The organism is Candidatus Thiodiazotropha sp. AKIB8 (genome assembly GCF_058244675.1).
In genome coordinates, this window is the sequence record NZ_JBSYOO010000042.1 from 41,049 (window position 1) to 61,070 (window position 20,022).

Annotated in this window: 19 protein-coding genes; 11 read left to right on the forward strand and 8 right to left on the reverse strand. The window is 49.2% G+C overall.

Going from position 1 to position 20,022, the window contains the following annotated elements:
• Window positions 1–370 precede the first annotated feature (370 nt).
• Complete coding sequence (locus AC4IFB_RS14955) at window positions 371–2,386, reverse strand: sigma-54-dependent Fis family transcriptional regulator (protein WP_490775376.1); 2,016 nt, start codon at window positions 2,384–2,386, stop codon at window positions 371–373.
• An 812-nt stretch (window positions 2,387–3,198) separates the two neighbouring features.
• Between AC4IFB_RS14955 and AC4IFB_RS14960 the strand changes: the two genes are divergently transcribed.
• The 7 genes from AC4IFB_RS14960 (at window position 3,199) to AC4IFB_RS14990 (ending at window position 9,874) form a co-directional block, all read left to right on the forward strand.
• Complete coding sequence (locus AC4IFB_RS14960; protein ID WP_490775375.1) at window positions 3,199–5,055, forward strand: methanol/ethanol family PQQ-dependent dehydrogenase; 1,857 nt, start codon at window positions 3,199–3,201, stop codon at window positions 5,053–5,055.
• 146 nt (window positions 5,056–5,201) lie between these two features.
• The gene (gene pedF, locus AC4IFB_RS14965) at window positions 5,202–5,630 is read left to right on the forward strand and encodes a cytochrome c-550 PedF (protein ID WP_490775374.1); all 429 of its coding nucleotides are present in this window, start codon (window positions 5,202–5,204) and stop codon (window positions 5,628–5,630) included.
• Between the two features lie 22 nt (window positions 5,631–5,652).
• Window positions 5,653–6,594 (forward strand): substrate-binding periplasmic protein, encoded by a 942-nt coding sequence (locus tag AC4IFB_RS14970; RefSeq protein WP_490775373.1) that lies wholly within the window; start codon window positions 5,653–5,655, stop codon window positions 6,592–6,594.
• Window positions 6,560–7,138 carry a hypothetical protein gene (locus tag AC4IFB_RS14975; protein WP_490780575.1) on the forward strand — a complete coding sequence of 193 codons (579 nt, stop codon included), beginning with the start codon at window positions 6,560–6,562 and terminating at the stop codon, window positions 7,136–7,138. Before AC4IFB_RS14970 ends, AC4IFB_RS14975 begins: the two co-directional genes overlap by 35 nt.
• Window positions 7,135–7,920, forward strand: coding sequence for a quinoprotein dehydrogenase-associated SoxYZ-like carrier (locus AC4IFB_RS14980; RefSeq protein ID WP_490775371.1), 786 nt, complete (start codon window positions 7,135–7,137; stop codon window positions 7,918–7,920). Before AC4IFB_RS14975 ends, AC4IFB_RS14980 begins: the two co-directional genes overlap by 4 nt.
• The gene (locus AC4IFB_RS14985; RefSeq protein ID WP_490780576.1) at window positions 7,917–8,855 is read left to right on the forward strand and encodes a quinoprotein relay system zinc metallohydrolase 1; all 939 of its coding nucleotides are present in this window, start codon (window positions 7,917–7,919) and stop codon (window positions 8,853–8,855) included. Before AC4IFB_RS14980 ends, AC4IFB_RS14985 begins: the two co-directional genes overlap by 4 nt.
• The gene (locus AC4IFB_RS14990; protein ID WP_490780577.1) at window positions 8,852–9,874 is read left to right on the forward strand and encodes a thioredoxin fold domain-containing protein; all 1,023 of its coding nucleotides are present in this window, start codon (window positions 8,852–8,854) and stop codon (window positions 9,872–9,874) included. The genes AC4IFB_RS14985 and AC4IFB_RS14990 overlap by 4 nt, the downstream gene beginning before the upstream one ends.
• 33 nt (window positions 9,875–9,907) lie before the next feature.
• Here AC4IFB_RS14990 and AC4IFB_RS14995 read toward each other — a convergent pair whose 3' ends face one another.
• From AC4IFB_RS14995 to AC4IFB_RS15010, 4 genes are read right to left on the reverse strand one after another with little or no spacing between them, the layout of a single operon-like run.
• Entirely contained in the window at window positions 9,908–10,618 is a 711-nt protein-coding gene (locus AC4IFB_RS14995) for a hypothetical protein (protein WP_490780578.1), read from the reverse strand.
• Between the two features lie 2 nt (window positions 10,619–10,620).
• Window positions 10,621–11,136: a hypothetical protein gene (locus AC4IFB_RS15000; RefSeq protein ID WP_490780579.1), complete on the reverse strand. Its 516-nt coding sequence runs from the start codon at window positions 11,134–11,136 to the stop codon at window positions 10,621–10,623.
• Window positions 11,133–11,735, reverse strand: a complete 603-nt coding sequence (locus AC4IFB_RS15005) for a DUF2135 domain-containing protein (RefSeq protein ID WP_490775366.1) — start codon at window positions 11,733–11,735, stop codon at window positions 11,133–11,135. Before AC4IFB_RS15005 ends, AC4IFB_RS15000 begins: the two co-directional genes overlap by 4 nt.
• 9 nt (window positions 11,736–11,744) lie before the next feature.
• Window positions 11,745–12,464: a MotA/TolQ/ExbB proton channel family protein gene (locus tag AC4IFB_RS15010; protein WP_490780580.1), complete on the reverse strand. Its 720-nt coding sequence runs from the start codon at window positions 12,462–12,464 to the stop codon at window positions 11,745–11,747.
• A gap of 454 nt (window positions 12,465–12,918) precedes the next feature.
• Here AC4IFB_RS15010 and AC4IFB_RS15015 point away from each other — a divergent pair, with 454 nt between their 5' ends.
• Together AC4IFB_RS15015 and AC4IFB_RS15020 are read left to right on the forward strand one after the other, a co-directional pair.
• Window positions 12,919–13,659: a c-type cytochrome gene (locus AC4IFB_RS15015; RefSeq protein WP_490780581.1), complete on the forward strand. Its 741-nt coding sequence runs from the start codon at window positions 12,919–12,921 to the stop codon at window positions 13,657–13,659.
• A 248-nt stretch (window positions 13,660–13,907) separates the two neighbouring features.
• Window positions 13,908–14,249 (forward strand): TusE/DsrC/DsvC family sulfur relay protein, encoded by a 342-nt coding sequence (locus tag AC4IFB_RS15020; protein ID WP_490775363.1) that lies wholly within the window; start codon window positions 13,908–13,910, stop codon window positions 14,247–14,249.
• A gap of 60 nt (window positions 14,250–14,309) precedes the next feature.
• Here AC4IFB_RS15020 and AC4IFB_RS15025 read toward each other — a convergent pair whose 3' ends face one another.
• Together AC4IFB_RS15025 and AC4IFB_RS15030 are read right to left on the reverse strand one after the other, a co-directional pair.
• Window positions 14,310–15,080: an SDR family NAD(P)-dependent oxidoreductase gene (locus tag AC4IFB_RS15025; RefSeq protein ID WP_490780582.1), complete on the reverse strand. Its 771-nt coding sequence runs from the start codon at window positions 15,078–15,080 to the stop codon at window positions 14,310–14,312.
• A gap of 54 nt (window positions 15,081–15,134) precedes the next feature.
• The gene (locus AC4IFB_RS15030) at window positions 15,135–15,284 is read right to left on the reverse strand and encodes a hypothetical protein (protein ID WP_490780583.1); all 150 of its coding nucleotides are present in this window, start codon (window positions 15,282–15,284) and stop codon (window positions 15,135–15,137) included.
• A gap of 768 nt (window positions 15,285–16,052) precedes the next feature.
• On the opposite strand from AC4IFB_RS15030, the gene AC4IFB_RS15035 reads away from it, so the two are divergent.
• Window positions 16,053–16,814 carry a hypothetical protein gene (locus AC4IFB_RS15035; protein ID WP_490775360.1) on the forward strand — a complete coding sequence of 254 codons (762 nt, stop codon included), beginning with the start codon at window positions 16,053–16,055 and terminating at the stop codon, window positions 16,812–16,814.
• 7 nt (window positions 16,815–16,821) lie between these two features.
• Here AC4IFB_RS15035 and AC4IFB_RS15040 read toward each other — a convergent pair whose 3' ends face one another.
• The gene (locus AC4IFB_RS15040; protein WP_490780584.1) at window positions 16,822–18,537 is read right to left on the reverse strand and encodes an ATP-binding protein; all 1,716 of its coding nucleotides are present in this window, start codon (window positions 18,535–18,537) and stop codon (window positions 16,822–16,824) included.
• A 485-nt stretch (window positions 18,538–19,022) separates the two neighbouring features.
• Here AC4IFB_RS15040 and nfsA point away from each other — a divergent pair, with 485 nt between their 5' ends.
• Window positions 19,023–19,763, forward strand: a complete 741-nt coding sequence (gene nfsA / locus AC4IFB_RS15045) for an oxygen-insensitive NADPH nitroreductase (RefSeq protein ID WP_490775358.1) — start codon at window positions 19,023–19,025, stop codon at window positions 19,761–19,763.
• Window positions 19,764–20,022 lie beyond the last annotated feature (259 nt).

The window sequence follows — 20,022 nt, forward strand, 5'->3', positions numbered from 1 at the left end:
TTTCTTAGCTGTAGTATCGATTACTCATAAATAATTTATGTATGAGTTTAAAAGGCGATTTTTTTATTGCTTGTATTACGCTCTCTCTTAGCTAGGCAGTTGGTGGGGCATGGCCCCACCCTACACTTATTCTCAGGGTTAAGTTGGTGGGGCATGGCCCCACCCTACAGGTGTTCTCAGGTTTAAGTATATCAATGGGTAGGGTGGGGCCACGCCCCACCATCACTAAGGGTAGCTCCATCCTATGTATATTAAATTGGGTAGGGTGGGGCCATGCCCCACCATCACGCATCGTAATTATAAGAAGATTGCTATCCCCACCCATGGGCTGCTGATATTAACCGGATAGCTCTATATATTCTTACAACTATCAACGGGTTTGATTGATACCGTGCTTTCTTAGTTTTCTATAGAGGGTGTTACGACTCATTCCCAATGCTTCGGCAGTTCTTGAAATGTTCCAGCCATTGTTTCCCAAGGTGGCGAGAATGACTTGCTGTTCAGCGGACTGAAGCGGATTGTCTTCTTCGTCCACTTCTTCAGGAAGAGGTTTTTCGAAGGATTGTTCCTGGGTCAATGGTGCTGCCTGTTGTTTTGTTTCTGGCGGTGGTGGTGGCGCATAATCAAGATTGAAATCATCCAGCTGTAGTTCGCCAGTTTCACATAACGCGATTGCAGTTCGTATGACAAAGCGTAGTTGGCGTAAGTTGCCTGGCCACTGGTAGCTCAGAAGGGCATCCATCGATTGTTTGGAGATTTTTAATGCGGTACCGGTATCGTTTTCTGCTTCCAGAACCTTGACGATGATCCTGCTCAAGTCCTCTCTGTCACGCAAAGGGGGAAGATCGAGGGTAATACCATTCAGACGGTAGTAGAGGTCTTCCCTGAATTCACCGGTATAGACCAGTTTGCGCAGGTCGCGATGGGTTGCCGTGACCACATGAAGATCCACTTTTACAGGTTGATCCCCACCCAGGGGTACTACCTCCTGGGTTTCCAATACACGTAACAAGCGTGACTGCATTGTATGGGGCATATCTCCTATCTCATCCAGGAACAGGGTGCCACCGTCGGATTCGATAAACTTACCACGTCTTCCATCCCTGCGGGCTCCGGTGAAGGCTCCTTGGCGATAGCCGAAGAGTTCACTTTCGATCAGGGTCTCAGGTATCGATGCGCAGTTAAGTGCCACGAAGGGCTTTTCACGGCGATCACTGGCCAAGTGGATAGCCTGAGTGAAAAGCTCTTTACCTGTGCCGGTTTCACCATGTAAGAGAATAGGTATGCGTTTGTTCATTACCCGCTTGGCGCGGCGGGCAGCCTCTTTCATAAACGGGTCTTCTCCCGCGAGTACAGATAACTCGCAGAGCTCGCCGCGGCAATCATCAGGATTGGTTTTGGCTGGTGGTATCGATAGCTCTCTGTTATCGCGACGGATTTTTTCTTTATATTGGAATAGGTGTCCGAATAGCTGCCTGCCGTTGCGCTGATCCTGGAAATGAAAGATGCTGTTGTCTCCGTTGGAGGCTTGCTGCAGCATCTTGTTAAGATCCTTACTGAGGACAAAGTCTATATTTTGATTCAGTAGTTGCTGGCGGTCGCTAATGCCAAGGATCCTCAGTGCACTTCTGTTGATTGCGCATACCCGGTTCTCCTCGTCGATCGCCAACAGGCCTTCAGAGGCGAGTCCGAGATGATTCACTTGCTGGTGGAAACGCAGTATTCGCCATTTTCTCATGTAGTGCAGGAAATACTGGTTCTCAATGATCTGTGCAGAGTTCGCGACCAGTGCCCGTGCCAGAACCTGAGCAGAGGTGCTGTCTTCATTGCTGCAACAGGAGGCATCCAGTACTGCCAGGAGGTTACCATGGGGGTCGTGGATCGGTGCGGCGGAACAGGTGAGGTGTATATTCTGGGTGAGGAAATGTTCGTCCTTATGTACGGTGAGCGGTCTACCCTCGGCGATACAGGTGCCTATGCCATTGGTGCCGACATGGGATTCCCCCCAGTTTGCGCCTTCCCAGAGTCCTGCTTCTCGAAAGTCATCAATAAGTCGGTCACTGGTGAGATGATTCAGTATAACCCCATCATTATTGGTGAGGATGAGTGCATAGCCTGATCCTTTAAGAGAGCTATGCAGATTGAGCATCTCCGGCTCAGCCAGATGTAAAAAGCCTTCAAAACGCTGGCACAATTCTCTTAGGGCTGAGGCATCGACCACCGCAGGCCTGTGCATATGTAATGGATCCAGTTCATCATTAACGGCACATCTGCGCCATGATGTCAGAATCTGTCTGGCCAACGGCGAATCATCCGGTGATTTTTCGTCGGCGAGTACATTAAAAATATTTTGTGCGTGTTGACGTTGTAGGTGTCTACGAGCCATCTACTACATCCTCCATCCCCACTTTTCAGCGAGGCTATATATTATTTTTCAGGCAGCAACATGCTGTATACAACTGCACTGGCATTTTTCACACAAATCACTCCTTTCGTGATGACTACAGCTTTGCCACCGATAGATGATCGGGGCGACGTCACGATTCCATGGATAACTTCTTGGGCTAAGCAAGGGCTGATTATCACTATCTGTGACAGTAATCAGCCCTCCTTGGAACTAATCACCCTACGATGACTGGTGTAGTTATTACGACTGCAACTTCAGCGACAATCGTGTAAATACTCCCAGTTCTATCCCGGTTGATCTAATCAAGTGACACGCTTATCTGTGAAAACTGGGGTCTTGATCCGGCAATTTCTGAGTCAGATCCGCAGATAAATTCGATACCACCTAGTGGGAATGTTGTGATATGCCTTTTATTAGTAATCAGCTGAAGTCTAGTCAAATAGTTGGATTACAGCAAACTACAACTGTAATGAACCCCAAATAGTTTATCGTTGTCTGGTGGTTCTTGGATGGTTCTGCCTGTTATGGGTTGATCCTATGATTAATGGGTAAATGTTCTGCCCTGACTGATCGTTGTGCACTCTCCAGCCCACATATCGAGCTGAACATTCTTATTCCGGATTCTCTACAACGCTGTAACTGTAACCTCCTGTAACGAAACCGATACACCCTTTGTTGTTATCTGATACCTGCAAATTTTGGGCGCTATCTCCAAACTGACCTGAAAAAAAATAATCTATAAATATCAGATAGATAAATTGTTTTTGTATGTGGCCTGGGTCTTGCTATAGATGTTTGAAGGAGGGTATGGCGGCGCCAGGGCGTTCGGCCTTGCCGACCATCCAGAGACGATCAACCACTTTCGGGGAGGAGAAATAAATATGATATTCCCGCTGAAAACTAAGGCCTTAAGCGCAGCTACGGTAGTTACCGTACTGAGTGGAGGTTTAAGTCTGAGCAGTATGGTTCAGGCCGGGGTCACCCAGGCTGATATTGATAATGATGCCAAGACTACTGGAGATGTGGTCAGTTGGGGCATGGGTCAACAGGGCCAGCGTTATAGTCCACTTAAAAAGATCAACAAGGGCAATGTGAAGAAGCTGGTGCCAGCTTGGAGTTTTTCCTTTGGTGGTGAAAAGCAGCGCGGCCAGGAAGCGCAGCCTGTGATACATAACGGTCGAATTTTTGTGACAGGCTCATATTCACGTCTGTACGCAATCGATGCCAAGAGTGGTGAGGAGTTATGGCAGTACGATCATCGCCTGCCCGACGGTATTTTGCCTTGCTGTGATGTTATTAATCGTGGCGCAGCCCTCCACGGCGACCTGGTAATCTTCGGTACCCTTGATGCCCGCCTGGTGGCATTGGATCAAGCTACCGGTAAGGTCAAGTGGCGCTCAAAGATCGATGATTACAAGGCTGGCTACTCATTCACCGCGGCACCCCTGATCGTGAAAGACATGGTAATCACTGGTGTTTCCGGTGGTGAGTTCGGTGTCATTGGTCGTGTGGAAGCACGAGATGCCAAGACTGGTGAGCTGCGTTGGATTCGTCCCTCTGTTGAAGGACACATGGGCTATATCTGGAAAAACGGCGAAAAGAAAGAGAATGGGATCACCGGTACTACCAATGCAACCTGGCCTGGCGACATGTGGAAGACAGGCGGTGCAGCTACCTGGCAGGGGGGTACTTACGATACTGAAACTGATCTGATCTTCTACGGTACTGGCAATCCTGCACCTTGGAACGCCCATATGCGTCCTGGGGACAATCTCTATTCCACCTCTACCCTCGCATTAGATCCAGATACCGGCAAAATCTCCTGGCACTACCAATACACACCCAACGATGGTTGGGACTATGACGGTGTAAATGAGTTGGTCTCCTTCAATACCGGGGGTAAGAAGCTGGCGGGTCACGCCGATCGCAATGGCTTTTTCTATGTCCTTGACCGTACCAACGGCAAGTTGGAGAACGCTTTTCCCTTCGTTACCCGGGTCGATTTTGCCAAGGGTATCGATATGAAGACTGGTCGTCCTATTGAGACCGGACTTCGTCCCGGCGATCCGACTAAAACAGGGGATGGCAAGAAGGGTGATTCCATCTTCATTGCCCCCTCTTTCCTGGGTGCAAAGAACTGGATGCCAATGGCATACAGCCCCGATACAGAGCTGTTCTATGTGCCAGCCAACGAGTGGGGTATGGATATCTGGAATGAGCCTGTGACCTACAAGAAGGGTGCTGCCTATCTGGGTGCAGGTTTTACCATCAAGCCGCTCTATGACGACTATATCGGTGCGTTGAGAGCGGTAGATCCAAAAACTGGAAAGATCAAGTGGGAGTATAAGAATAACGCGCCTCTCTGGGGTGGTGTTATGACCACTGGTGGTGGATTGGTTTTCACCGGAACACCCGAGGGCTATCTCAAAGCCTTTGATGATCAGACTGGTGAGGAGCTATGGAAGTTTCAAACCGGTTCCGGCGTTGTCGGGTGCCCTGTCACCTGGGAACAGGATGGCGAGCAGTTTATCGCTGTACCTTCAGGTTGGGGTGGCGCAGTTCCGCTTTGGGGTGGTGATGTGGCCAGTAAGGTCAAATTCCTCAACCAGGGTGGCTCACTCTGGGTGTTCAAGCTTTCCGGAGCCTGATTACTGACGTAAAGGGGCGACGGGTAGTTGCGCTATCCGTCGCTCACTATTAATCGACTTACCCCGTAAGAATTTAATCGGTGTAGTTTCACAAGGGCGGCACGGTCGCTCACTATGTTTTAATTTTTTGACGGAGTTTTTTATAAATGCGTCTTCCATCACTCAAGCTCGCCGCTCTCGCGACAGTCCTCTGGGCCGGAACACTATCAACGGTCTTCGGTCATGGCGATGTCGCACCTCAACCTGTTGACACCTCTGCACTGAAACAGTTGGGCGAGGAGTGGCTGGAACTGAATCCATACCCTGGAGATGACAAGGCTATTGAGATTGGTTCTTCTGCCTATAATCAAAATTGTGCGCGTTGTCATGGCCTGGGTGCAGTCTCTGGCGGTATTGCTCCGGATCTGCGTAATTTGCCGCCTGATGAAGAGGGTGACGCTTGGTTTATCATGCGTTTACGCAATGGTGCAATCCGTAATGGCATAACCTATATGCCATCTTTTGAAGGCATTCTCTCCCAGGAAGCCATGTGGTCGATCAGGGCTTGGTTGGTGACCCTTGAAGCAGATCAATAACCGGTTAGTTGGAGGATATAAAATGCGGCAATTATTGAATGCTGTGGTGATGGCTGCCATGGCTGCATGGTGGATAAGCTCAACTTCAGTAGTCCATGCCGAGGAGGGCGCTACTGCCCTGCAACGGATTCAGGAACGGGGGGTGCTGGAGGTGGCTGTATATGCCGATTTTCCACCCTTCTCCTATCGCGGTGAGAAAGGTCGTATTGTCGGTATCGATATTGAAATTGCTCATGCCCTGGCTAAACGGTTGGGTGTGGTAGCAGCCATCAGGGCTGTGGGCGCAGATGAGAATATGGAGGACGATCTGCGAAATAATGTCTGGAAAGGACACTATCTGGGGGGGGGCGTGGCCGATGTAATGCTACATACCCCGTATGATGATGCTTACGCAGAAGAGAATGATCGTGTCAGCTTTATCGCCCCCTACTACCGGGAGCAGATTGTGATAGCTGTGGCAGCCGATAATCCGGGTCGTGGGTCGCCGTTGGAAATCTTCACCCGTGAGAAGGTCGGTGTCGAGTTGGACACCCTTGCCGATTTCTATCTGCTGAGCGCCTATAGCGGTCGAATTCGCGATCAAGTGGTTCACTTCCGTACCATGAGCGAGGCTGTAGAGGCTCTCAAAAAAGGTGAACTGAGTGGTGTTGCCGGACCTCGGAGTGAGATCGAGTTTGCCCTTGGTGATGCACGCCAATCCTATGCGGTCGGGCCTGTTCAGATGCCAGGTATGCGCAGTAGTGGCTGGGATCTTGGTGCAGCAGTGAAGCAGGGTAATGAGGATCTTGCCCAGGCACTCGATCGGGCTATGATTGAGGTGCGTGAGAACGGTGAGTTGGAATCTATTTTTCAAAGCCATGGTTCCAGTTATCAGTTACCAAGCCGAGTGGTGCGCCTGCAGCCTGAAAATTCAGGGGTCGTTGCCTACAGTGATGATACGAAACTCTGTCAACGTCGCCCTTAGCGCATCTCTGCTACTGATTGCACAAGCTGCCGTCGCGGATCTGGCAGGAGCGTATCTCCTATCGCTAGAGGATAGTCAAGGTCGGAAACTACCACTGGCCCAGGTTCAGATTCGACCGCAGGGTGCAGATTTCAGTTATCAGATAGATTGGCACGAGACCCAGTTTGAGAATCACTTTCTTTCAATGCGGCCATTCAAATGTCTGCCCCATGCTCAGCGCATGATATGTCGTCTGCCTTATCCCTATCAGTTGAATCGACGTATTAGCGAAAAAGATTTAACCGATCTTGAGTACGATCTTCTATTCCTGCACAAGGCGCCAGGTGAGTACGGTATAAATGGCTGGAATGGTCTCTACTACAAGTTGCATAGTGGGGGCGGTGGCCTGCTGGGTGAGTTGCAGGAGACCGATCTTAATGTGTTGCAGGCCCCTCCTGAGGATGGCGATCTACGCCCCATCGATCCAATGGAGATACATCCGGCATCAGATAACCTCTGGCCCCGCCGCATACTGATCGAACCTTCTGAGGCTGTTGTTAAATGAGGTTCAGACCTGTTTGTGCACTCTATCTCCTGCTTGGATTGGCAACTGGTATAAGCACTGCAGACGAAAACCGAGACCCATTGGACTCTGTGATGTGGCTTGAGATGCATAAGCGTCTGCTCAACAGCGAACCTGTGGTGTTCGACGACCGGGTGCGTGTTTCTGCTCCCGCAGTTGCAGAGGACTCACTCAATCTACCGGTCTGGGTAGATGCATCTGCACTGGGTAAGGTGCAACGTCTGATGATCTTTGCTGAACTCAATCCAATTCCAAAAGTACTCGAAATGGAGCCTGTCCAGGCTTCACCTCGTGTTGGCGTGCGTATCAAGTTACAGCAGGCCACCCCCGTTCGTGCTGCCGCACAGACAGAGGATGGGGTATGGCATGTGGGTGGGATTCTGGTGGATGCGGCAGGTGGCGGCTGTACTGCGGCCAGTCTCGGTAGTGGCTCTTCTGACTGGGCCGATCGGCTGGGAGAGGTAAGCGCCCGTCTTTGGTGGCGAGAGGGTTACAGTCGTCTGCGGGCGCATATCATTCACCCTATGGATACGGGGCTGGTTGCCGGTATACCTGCCTTCTACCTGGAGCAGCTGGAGTTACATGATGCTGATGGCGCTCTTATCAGCCGTATTTCTCTGTTCGAGCCTGTAGGGGAGAATCCGTTACTGACTCTGGATCTGCCGAAACTCAATCAACTCACTCTTGAAGGCCGCGACAACAACGGTAACCCGGTCGCAGCTCTGATCACCCATGATAGTGCTGGAGAGGGAGTGGTTAAGTGAGGTATCTGTTACTGCTGTTTCTATTTCTCTCCTGGTCAGCTGTGGCAGTAGAAAAAGATTATCGACTTGAACCTCTGAAAGTGGCTGAAGCTACCTATGTATTGGTGGGGCTGAATGAACATTTCAATTTTCGAAATGGTGGCAATATCGTCAATACCGGCTTTATTGTGACAGAGGAGGGGGTGGTTGTGATCGACAGTGGCCCCTCCTGGTTGTATGGCAAACAATTGAAGGCTGCCATCGCCCGCGTGACCTCTAAACCTATTATTCAGCTCTATATCACCCATATGCACCCGGATCACTTTCTTGGTAATCAAGCCTTTGAAGGTATTCCGATTGCCGCTTTAGAGGAGACCAGGGAGAGTATTCGTCTGCTTGGCGAGACCTTCAACGACAATCTATACCGTTTGGTCGGCAGCTGGATGAAAGGCACCAGGGTGGTTATTCCCACACATCGGGTTGAACCGGGTATCAGAGAGATTGGTGGGCACCGCATACGCCTGATCGCCTTGCAGGGTCACACTGGGGCCGATCTGGCGCTGCTTGATGAGACTACCGGCGTGCTGTTCGCCGGAGACCTGGTGTTTCACGGCCGTACACCAACCACGCCTCACGCTCACCTCGACCACTGGCAGCATGCATTGAAGCAACTGCATGAGCTTGAATTCAAAGTGTTGGTGCCAGGTCATGGACTACCCCTTGCGAGTAGTGATGCAATTTCAGAGACCTCAGACTATCTGAGGTGGCTACATGATTACCTGGCCAAAAAGGCTGAGTCAGGGGCGGCTATGGCTGAATTATTGCAGCCTGAGGCGCCTGACAAAGTAAACAAGCTAGCGGTATTTGCAGACGAGTATCCCCGCTCTCTGAGTCATCTCTATCCGGCATTGGAAGCAGAAGCTCTGAAACATGGTCTGGTAGAGCAGAAGCAGTGAGTCTGTTGTCACAGGTGCTCAGCCCCCTGTTTCTGCTGATCGTGCTATTCCCCATGGGGGTGATCGGAGAGTCCGCTCTTTTCTCTGATCAGGGTTACCGTATTTCTCACTACCGAAGCCCTCTACCCCCGACTCCCCCGCATGGGGAGCTTTTGGATACTCAACAACTCTCTAAGCTGATACAGAGCTCAGATCCATTGCTGATTGATCTCCTCGCCATCACGCTGCGACCTGAAACTGCCCAATTTGGCCTCTCCTGGTTACCCGCATCTCCACGAAAACATATACCAGGCAGTATCTGGTTGCCCAACGTCGGCTATGGTCTCCTGGAACCCTGTATGCAAGACTGGTTCGAGCGCAGTCTGCATCGTCTCACTGGTGGTGACCTGGCGCGTCCAATGGTCTTTTATTGTGTGACCGATTGCTGGATGTCCTGGAACGCAGTCAAGCGGGCCTCTGAGTTGGGTTACCGGAATCTCTACTGGTATCCCGAAGGCAGTGATGGTTGGGCAGAGGCTGGCTTGCCGCTGGTGTCGGGTGAACCAGAGCCTCTGCCGGGAATGGGTGGGGGATTGGCCGATACCCTGTTCGAATGTCCCGCAGTTGATCTGAGTAGGGCTCTGGAGAAGGGAAATGATAGTGAACGAGAAGGCGTGCTGCTCTTTTTCGAGACCGGGCAATGCCCATTCTGTCGGCGTATGAGGGCGGGCGTGTTGGCCGATAAAGGGTTGATCGCCGAATATCGGAAAAAATATATCGCAGTTGCTTTGGATATGGAGAGTGAGCAGCCGATGACAGATTTGGATGGCAGTTTGACCAGTGCCAAAGCCCTGGCGCATAGCTTGGGTGTGGCGCGCACGCCAACCATGGTATTTTTAGATGGCCGAGGTGAGGAGCGATACCGCCACTCTGGTCTGATTGCCGATCCTCGGCGATTCCTGGCCCTGTTAAACTACGTCAGTGGCAATCATCAGGATAGCCTCAGTTTTAAGGAGTATTTTTCCAGTACTAAAGATTGAATGCGCTTCTGGTTCAAAGAAGTTAGAGAAGCCTCATGGTTCCAAGGCGACTAACTCAAATTCAATCCGGCCCCCACTGAATACACTGCCTGACATGGGCTCCTCCCGAACAAGTTTTACCAGGCCAACTCCCGGGGCATACCACTCACGGGTGTTGATCAGGATATCCTGATACCCTTCACGACCATCCGCATAGAGGGTGAGTTGAGCCTCGCCTTCGACCAGCAGACAATCTTCGAAGCGACCCGCTGGGACATCCGCCACGGCATCCAGGCGGGTAATCTGATAGGCCATTTTTAGGGCGCTACCTCGAGTCAGGGTCTGTTCGTAAGGGCTGATTCGTCGCAATACATAGGGGTGGGTTAGATTGTTCCAGCTGGTACCTGGCTTATAGGGACGCTTCAATACCCAATGTGGATCCGGGTCTCTGTTTGGTTCACTCTCCACGAGCGTCCGTTTGGCACTGCGATAGATGCCCTCTTCAACACTGCGGATGTAGTAACGGGTACCCTCATCGGTGATCCTGACCCTGTGTGGAATATCGTTCAGAGATTCGATATCTCCGTTGTGCTCAACAAATTCACGGCGCTCTGTCCATCCAGCCACTTCGGTAGTGACACGATAGATCCAGCGCATACCCGGCTCGAGTGGGAAGTAGCTCTCCTGAGGCGGGGAAGGGGGTTGTCCGCAACTTGTAAGCAGTGATAGAACCAGGCAACCAATGATTGAAGCAGATCCTCTCATGGTTACTTCTCAGGTAGAGCCGGGTCGGGCAGACTATAGATCTCTATCTTCTCTCTTCTCTCTCCCATACGGGTGTAGTCCCGGGGGAGACCGGCAACACCTCCGCTGCTGCTTACCCGTCCCAATTGAACTACCCCGTTACGCATGTTCCTAAGGGCATCCTGTAGGTTATTGTGCAGTTCCTTCTCATAATTTACCTGGTAGGCACGCGGCCGCTCGTCAGGTTCACCATCAGTCAGATCAGTGATCCAGACAAAGATGGTGCCAGGTGAACCACTGCGCTTGTCTGGCTCTTCGATGACCGCTGCATGCAGCTGGAAGCGTATTGGCAGGCTGCTGCTGACAGGCCAGCCCTGTACATCTCGCCAGCCCTGAAAACTGACAAAGTAGAGAGTGCTGGCTACAACAATCAGCAGTAGTTTTAAACTCCAGTGGAGCGGTGCGCGTATCAGGGTCAGGGAGATAAGAGCAGTGAGTGACACATATGCCAGCACCAGTAACATGGTGGATTCCGTCACAGCTTTCTAACCTCCACGATTGATTTGGGTAAGGTGTTGATATCGAAGACCTGGCCATCTGGGGCGATATTGAATCTGAGCGCAGTTTTCTCCTCACCCAGACGATCCAGCCGCAGAGTGGCGTAGTGAAGGATCTTCAGTGCAGGATTGACCTCTGCCAGGGAGACTGTCACCGGTACAGGCTGCAGGGTCTTGCTGTTGTAGTAGTGGACGTTGACCACATACTCTCCGGGAGGACGACCTCGCAACGTGACTACCTCCTGGTTAAGGGGGTTCACAACTGCACGACCATCCACCACCAGGCTGTCATTGGCCAGACCCCGGTCATCCCGGTCCAGATGCAGCAAGCCGGCCTGGGGCTGTTTGAACCAGACCAGCTGGCCAGCTGGACCCTCCACCCAGGTATCTATGTCATCCGGGTTGTTGTCAGGCCAGGTGACAGTAATGATGAAGTCAGCCTTGGGATTGATGGTGCCAGACTTGGCGGGTGGATTGAGGAACATCAGCGCAACTAGAAAGAGAAAGGTAAAAGCCAGCAGTGCATTGAACAGCAGGTCGGTGAATGGGTCGGCATCAAAGCTGCGATGTTGACGAAACATAGCCATTTCTCAGTGCCCTGATCCACTACTGTTGAGTCCTGTCTCCGCCAGGTGGACAGCTGCCGCCACCAGACGATCGGCAGCCCGGTCGAGCATCAGGTATTGCAGTCCCAGAAGCATGCTGCAGGAGAGGCCGAGCAGGGTGGTATTCAGGGCGATGCCCATGCCGCCGGTCATGCGTTGCAGCAGTCCCTGGATATCAGCCAGATCAAAAGACTCCAATGCTGCTACCGGAGCCAACATCAATACAAAACCGACGACAGTGCCAAGCAATCCCAGTTTGATCAGCAGACCACTCACAAACCAGCCTGCTTCATGCTGACCCCGTGCCTGTTCAGCCATCACCTGTGCCAGTAATTGACAATCCCTGTTGCCTGTCCGATCGCCGTTTTGATTGGGCTTAGTCAACACACCGCGCAGAAACTCACCACTCAGAGAGTCATCCAGCATGGTGGATTCCCGAGTTATCTGCCGCTTGGAGCTTATTAAGCCACTATAGATGCGTGACAGGGACTCCTGCTCCACCGACAGATAGAAACTGCGTAGTGCACAATGGCCGCTTGCAGCAAGGAAGATCACAGAGATCATTAAGGTAATACGGGTGGGATCGGAGATAAGTATCCGTTGAAGCACGCCCTGATCCCATAGTACCCAACTGGCAAACAGAATCAGTCCAGCCAGCAGCAACCACCGTAGCAGTAGACTATAAGCGGGGACAGAGGCAGTCATTCTGTTGGTGAAACCTTTTCATTGCACATCCAATGATAGTAGCAAGGGACATGCCTTATCGCTTGCCCCGAGGATTCTGTTTTAACGCTGATCCACTGTTTCGGCTTGTATCACTTGTGGTACATCCGCTTCGAATATGAACAATCATGCCGGGAATGGTTAGGTCAGTTGCTGGGGACTGGCCAGACATGGCTATCTTATGTCGGGCATGAATGTTGCTATTTCATCTTATTAACCCGGCGACTAAGTATGTCGTCTTCAGGGTTTCAAGCCTGTCCTTGTCAAGAGCGCAACACCGAGCAAGGGCAGGCTTGAAACCCCTAGCAATATGATTTTTTTGGGTCTAAGCAGACCCCAAGAGGTCACTTTTCACATGTGTGGGAAGTGGCAGAGTAGATGATGGAAATAGTCCACCATCTCAGATTCGGAAAACAGCGACCAGGAGAGAGAGACCATGAGAAGGTTTTTGACGTACCTGAGCGGCTTAATCGTTGCTCTAGTTACGGCGACCGCCCTACAGGCGGAAGATGAGCAGATGCTCGATCTGGCTAATACCAGAGGATGTTTTATCTGCCATCGGGTGATGCCGGACAGCAGTGGCGAAAAGCCTCTGGCGCCTTCATATCAGGAGGTGGCGGTACGCTATCGCAATGACGGCAAGGCCTTCGATCAATTACTCGACCGGGTAGTTCATGGTACTGCCTACCGGGAACAACAGTGGGAAGGCAAGGTGGCAATGCGCTTTATGCCACCGAATGTGAATGTCTCCCGCGATGAAGCTTCGGCATTAGTGCGCTGGATTCTAGATCTGGAGGTGGATGAAGAAACCGTTCAGCGCCTGCAAAGACACGACAATATGTTGCGTCTTTCAAGTCTCAGCGGCTGCAATATCTGCCATCGGGTAGATCCTGTCACCGAGACCCGTGTGGTTCCTCTTGCTCCGTCGTTTCGTGAAATAGCGGGCCGATACCAGAATGTGAAAACTGCTCAGGATGATCTCCTGGATTCAGTTCTCAAGGGTACACAGGACGGTACCAAGATGTGGCATAACGTCAATATGCGTTTTATGCCGCCGAATGTGAATGTACGCAAGCAAGATGCCGCTGCTCTGGTTGAGTGGATACTCTCCCTCGACACCCAGAGACTGCCTCAACATGCCCGAGTGCCACTCAATCGTCCGCCAAGTAAGCAGTAGGGTAATAACCTAAGTATCAATTTAAACGGCTGCTGGCAGAGAGGTGTGGACCTCTGATTCATAGCTCTTTGTCAGCAGTCGTCTCTCATTGCGGGGAGGTGCCGTCAGAGCTTGAACAAGCCTGGTTTGGGATGGTATATCACGAATTGTGATATAAAATCATAAATAATCATTTTTCATAAGAATGATTCTCTCCCATACTTTTGATCAATATTCGATTTTAAACTTTTCATGAGGAGTTTGAGGCTATGCATCAGACCGCTGTTGATCAATCTACTGAAGTATCCCCCGGGGTTCACTTCGACGAAGAGGGTTTTCTGCTCGACCATCAAGTATGGAATGAAGAGGTAGCTCGCGATTTAGCCCGTGAAGAGGGTTTGGCGGACTTGGGTGAGCAACATTGGCAACTGCTTCACCATATCAGAGATCGCTACATCAACCTGGGTGCGTTACCCAATATGCGTCTTGTATGTCGTGCTACTGGAATCCCCAGACATAAGGTCCACCATCTGTTTGGAAGCTGCATCAGTATCTGGCGGATTGCCGGGTTACCCGATCCGGGTGAGGAAGCAAAAAGTTATCTAAGCTGAAGATCAGGGTGCGGCTGTGCCGCACCCTGACAAGCCTGCCATACACATAATTCGGCATATTTAGTTGCCGGATTGATAGGTTCGGTTACGTGATTCTATCAGTGTCTGGTACTCATCCGGCGCTATGATCTGTCTCAGGTCGATATAACTCCCACTTTCAAACTCCTTGAGTCGCAATAAGGTTTCCTGGATTCTTTCACCAGCCTGTAGTGGTGACAGGATAGTACCATCAACTCTTGCTTGCTGAAGTCGTTGTAGAGCTGGGTACTCATTGCTGTCCGCCTGGGTGCAAAGATAATCCATCATATCGGATTCAATAAGTCCCGGTGCGATGGATGTAATGTGTGTATCGGGAAACTCATGGGCGTAGAGACGCCCCAGCATATTCAGCGCAGATTTTGAGAGTGCATAACCACCCCAACCCTTATTGCCAAGCACGGCAGCTCCGGAAGAGAGAAGCAGTATCTGGTCGATTTGGATTCTGGAATTCAGTAACCAGTCCAGGATGATCTTGTTTGGCCAAAGATTGACATCCATGACATGGCGTAACTCCTCCAGGGAGGTTCTGCTGATATGTTTTATCTCGCCTAGCATGCCAGCGTTCAATACAACCAAGTCAAGCGTCTCAACTCCTGACAGCAATTTATCCAGCATCTCTGGAATAGCGACAAAGTTTGTCAGGTCACATTGGATATCGAGTAGATCGCCCTGTAGATTACAGCCCCTCCGACTAACGCCATGAACACGATATCCATGAGCCAGGAGTACTTCAGTGAGCCCATATCCGAGGCCACTGCTATTGCCTGTAATCAACGCATTTTTTTTAACCATATGGAACCCAAAGTGCAAATTTCCAAAATTATATATTCTATACCTTTAATCACATCAATGGACTCTGCGTAAGGCTAGAAGTGACCCGAATACCAGGGTAAGCGCCAGCAGCAACATCAGACCGAATAGCGACTGCTTGAGTGGCGGCGCCGGTGGCAGGTGCATTATTGGCAACGGTTGTCGTTGCGCCTCCTGAAATGCCATATAGAGCACTAAAGGTGTGATCGCCCACCTCTGTTACGTTGTAGTTAAAAGAAGCAGTGCCAGCACGGGTAGCCCCACCACCATTTGTATGTATATAATTTGCGCCAATACTCGCGCAACCATTGGCATCATCCCTATGACTAATGTTTTTCTAATCCAGGCCAAACAATACCTGAAGTTATAGTGGCGGTAATCTAATTTTATTCTGATTTCTTGATGCAGGCGATCTTTGGTATTCGATAGTATCACCAGCTTCATCCTTATATTAAGTATAGTTAGAGTATTTTTGTGATGTTTAAATAATTAATAGTTCTACAGGCATAGTTGTAAGGAAGAAAAATGGCACAATAAAGGCGTGATGCCTCAGTGGATTCCAATAATCTCATCTCCCCCAGCCTGAGTTTACCTGCCAGAAGATTTTAAGTGCAGACTTAAAGCGCTGGAATTAATCTATTTTTTACTACCGTTTATTTTTAGGTGAATGCATAACTCTAACATGGTGGTAGTATTCGCTACTGTTTGAAAAATTCGTTTCTATAACAGTTTCAGAGTATGCCTTATCTCTTGCTCTTTTTAGGCTGATCAATTCAACGATGTTCGGTGCGTTTCTGAAAATAGTACTATGCTCCTATCCAGAAATTACGGCTGTGTAACAGGTTGGAATATTGAGATCAGGCTCGCATCTTAGACTAGGTCAACTTACTAAACTGGCGCCGAATTAATTGAGATGGAGAGGGGAATGGAAACAACTATGAGGAAGGAGATACTGTGACTCTATTATCAAGTTTGTTTACACTTGACCAGGCTGAGCAGAAGAGAAAAGAGTTGCAGGCAACGATAGAGCTTCAGCAACAGGTCGAAATTGCGTTTACCCTTGGGCGCTCGTCTGGGAGCAAATCAGAAGCGAAAATAAAAAGTAGTTCAGATAAGCACCTGAAGAGCCTGGTAGAGATGGGAGCAAGTATTGCAGATGAGTTGACCGATAAAGAGCTCTTTCATTTACAAGGGCTAACGCAACCTGCCACAACTCGCCAGGTGGAAATTCTGAAACATTTTAAGATGCCACGCTCATTGAGTGGAAACAAAACAATGGCAAATTATTACATCAGAAAGATATTTTCTGATGCCGAGAATATTAAAGAGTGGCAAAAACGCCCCCCCACATCAAGAGTTATGCAGGGATTGCTTTTTATGGATGGCGTTCTGGCTCGGGGTATGACTCAGCGTGAGGCACAATTGAAACTGAAAAAAACCGGTGTCAAAGATCCTGCGAGGTTCCTTGAGTGGAAACAGATAGAATATCTTTTTCTAGGGGTTAATGATCAAGTGACCCGCCAACAAAATGCCACCAGGAAAATCACCTGGAAACGTTTTTATCACTACTATGATGAAGTATTAAGTAATGGTCTATCAAACGATGAGGTCACTGTTGAGATGGTTTTAAGTCTGATTGTCAGTCAGCAGAGAAGCAATCTTGTTCTCCCTAGTGCATCTGCTTCTGATATGGGCACGCTTTCCGCTTCAGTGTAGACCACTGTTAATCTGTGGCTCTACTTAGAGGCAGTCGCATGGTGAAGGTCGTTCCAACCCCTTCTTCGGTCTCAAAGTAGAGTTCACCCTGATGTTTTCCAACGACAATATCTTGAGCAATTGCTAATCCTTGGCCTGTCCCTCGCCCGACATCTTTGGTAGTAAAGAATGGGTTGAATACATGATCCTGTGCCTCCTTGGGTATGCCAGTACCGGTATCGCTAATGCGTACTTCAGCATGATTTCCATCTAAATTCGATGTAATGCTGATGACGCCTTTCTGCTCACGTTTGGCAGCTTCGATGGCATGGGACGCATTGACAATCATATTCAGAATGACCTGAGAAATCTCACCAGCCAGACACTCTATATTCGGTAGATCGTCACACAATTTCAGGTTCGTCTCCGCTACATATTTCCACTCGTTTTTACATACTGCCACTGCATTGCCGATAATTCTGTTTAAATCTGTAGCAACCATCTCTTTTGAGCCAGGGTGAGCAAATTCTTTCATCGCTAAAACAATATCGGCAACTTGAGCTGAGCCACTGATAGATTGTTGTATGGCATTCGATGTCTCTTCACCAAGATAATCCAAGTCTATCTCTTCTATAATCTCTTTTGCGTTTTCCACTTCGGCTTTGAGATCTGGATGATCTGTCGCTTTTTGCATGAGTTTGAGATAGGCATTTAATAATCTATCGATATCTTCATGAGACTCCTTGAGAAACCTTAAATTGTCACCGATATATTGGATGGGTGTGTTTATTTCATGAGCGATACCACCGGCTAATTGCCCCACAGCTTCCATTTTATGGGTCTGATTCAGCTCTCTTTCCAGCTGTCTGCGTTGCTCATCGGCTTTTTTTCGTTCTGAAATATCGTTAAAGGTGACAACAACGCCAATTTCTTCCTTCTCTCTTATCAGGGGAGAGACTGAATAGGCAATATCCACCGCTCGGCCCTCCTTGTGAAAAAAAGTATCATCATAACCGGAACGGGTTATTCCATCTGCTAGTGTTAGATTGATTGCAGATTCTACCGAGTTATCTGGATCTGGGGTCTTATCACTATAAACCATTTTGCTAAACAGACTCCCCTCCATCTCTTGCGTGTTCCAACCCAGTAACCACTCACTTTCAGGGTTTGAGAATTTAACTCTACCTTGTTCGTCTAACACTACAAATCCCTCACTCATACTCTTAGTGACATCACTGAGGAATTGTTCTTTCTCTTCCAGGTCGTCCTGTGTCTTTTTTAACATGAACCAGTGTTTGCGCAGCATGTGGATGAGAAAATTTGCGGTGAAAGAGATCACAATAAAGCCAGTAATGTGCAGAAATAACATGATCTGCTTTGCCTTGAGCTGCGAGGCAATTATTGGTTTGGCCATCACTTTTACGCTGATTCCACCACGTATATCACCTGCAGTTTTTCCCTCATATCCATGACAATTGAGACACTGCTCCTGCATGAAGACAGGGCCCATATATCTAAAAAACTCCGGCTCCTGCTGCAGAAATTCCTCAAAGATAAATTTCGATCCCTTTTCGAATTGTTTGAGAGCGCCTGATTCCCATGGGTCAGCGAGATTTTCAGGATTCATTGGTTGCGCTGATACGGCACGATAGTGGATATCTTTAACACTCTGTTTCTTGAGAAGGGTCGGATCATTTGCCATCAAAATGGGGTTGATCTTGGTGAGTCTGACCATCTCAAACATGATTTTTCCACGTTCGAAGGCAATCTCTTTTACAGACCGGTCAATTAGGGTGAGATTCCATATTAGAGAAAGGGATGCTAAAAGCAGCCAAAAGATTATTGGGGATAACCAATAGTATTTTGATTGTAGTAGTCGAATCAGCATTACTGCATCCATTTCTTCGTGTCAGGTGGTGAGGGGTACCTGATGTTCTAGTCCAGCTTCATAAATAATATAACGGTCTGATTAGATTTTACTTGAGAAACATATACGCCATTCAATTCCAATAAGTTTTCCGCTACTTTTTGTGCGGTTTGAAATGGGTTTCAAAGTCAGCGCCATGTGCTGGTTTGCAGGCTTGATTGCTCGACTAGTAGGATATATGCAGGATGCTAAGTGTAAATGAAAATATTCTTATAAAAAACGGGTAATTAGTGGCACAATCCTGTCGCAGAAAGTGTATGAAATGAGTGTTCCTTTTCCGTTACAAAGAGGCCAAATCTACCATGTCTATGACACAAACTCAGGAATTGCAGCTCAATCACCGATCGGTAAGACGTTTTCTGGATAAACCGCTCAATCCTGGCCAACTCGAGGCGTTAATCCGTTGCGGTCAGGCTGCGGCAACTTCGAGCTTTATTCAGGCATATTCAGTTGTGCGGGTGACACGGCCAGAGGTTAGGTCGGCTATCGCAACGGCTGCTGGGGGGCAGATTTGGATAGAGAAGGCTGCAGAATTTCTGGTATTTTGTGCTGACTTGCGTCGTATCAACAGGGCCTGTCAAAGCAGAGAGATGGGTGAACTGGAGGGGTACAGTGAGCACAGCTTGGCTGCAGTCATTGATGTCGCGTTAATGGCGCAGAATCTGATTTTGGCGGCAGAGTCTCAAGGCTTGGGGGGTGTCTTTATCGGCGGCATTCGCAATCAACCGGAGATCATTGTGGAACAACTCAGTCTGCCTCACTGGGTAACGCCACTATTTGGAATGTGTCTGGGCTGGCCGGATTCAAATAGTGAGGTAAAACCAAGGATGCCTGTAGATTGTATTCTGCATCAGGATCAGTATCAGGATATAGCACCAGATCGAATGGCAGAATACGATCAACAGATGTCAGATTATTATGCAGCGCGTGGTACCAATATAAAAATAACAGATTGGTCTAATGCCACGGCGAATGCTGTACAAGGTAAGAAGAGGGCGCATATGCTCGATTTTCTGCGAGCCAGAGGATTTTTTGTCTGTTAGCATCTTTTTATACCACCTGTTTCAGGGCCAATAAAATAGATTTATCACTACCATCCCAAGATAATTCTCGGCTTCACAAGGATCAATAATACAAACTTTAAGATCAGGGTAGGGTGGGGCCATGCCCCACCAAAATAGCGATAGAGACCTGCTCAATGTGGGTGAATGGGATAGAACTTAAATGGCTATAGAGCCAGCTATATTCTATTTTTCAGTTTATCCGGTGGGGCATGGCCCCACCCTACGCATATGTTGAACC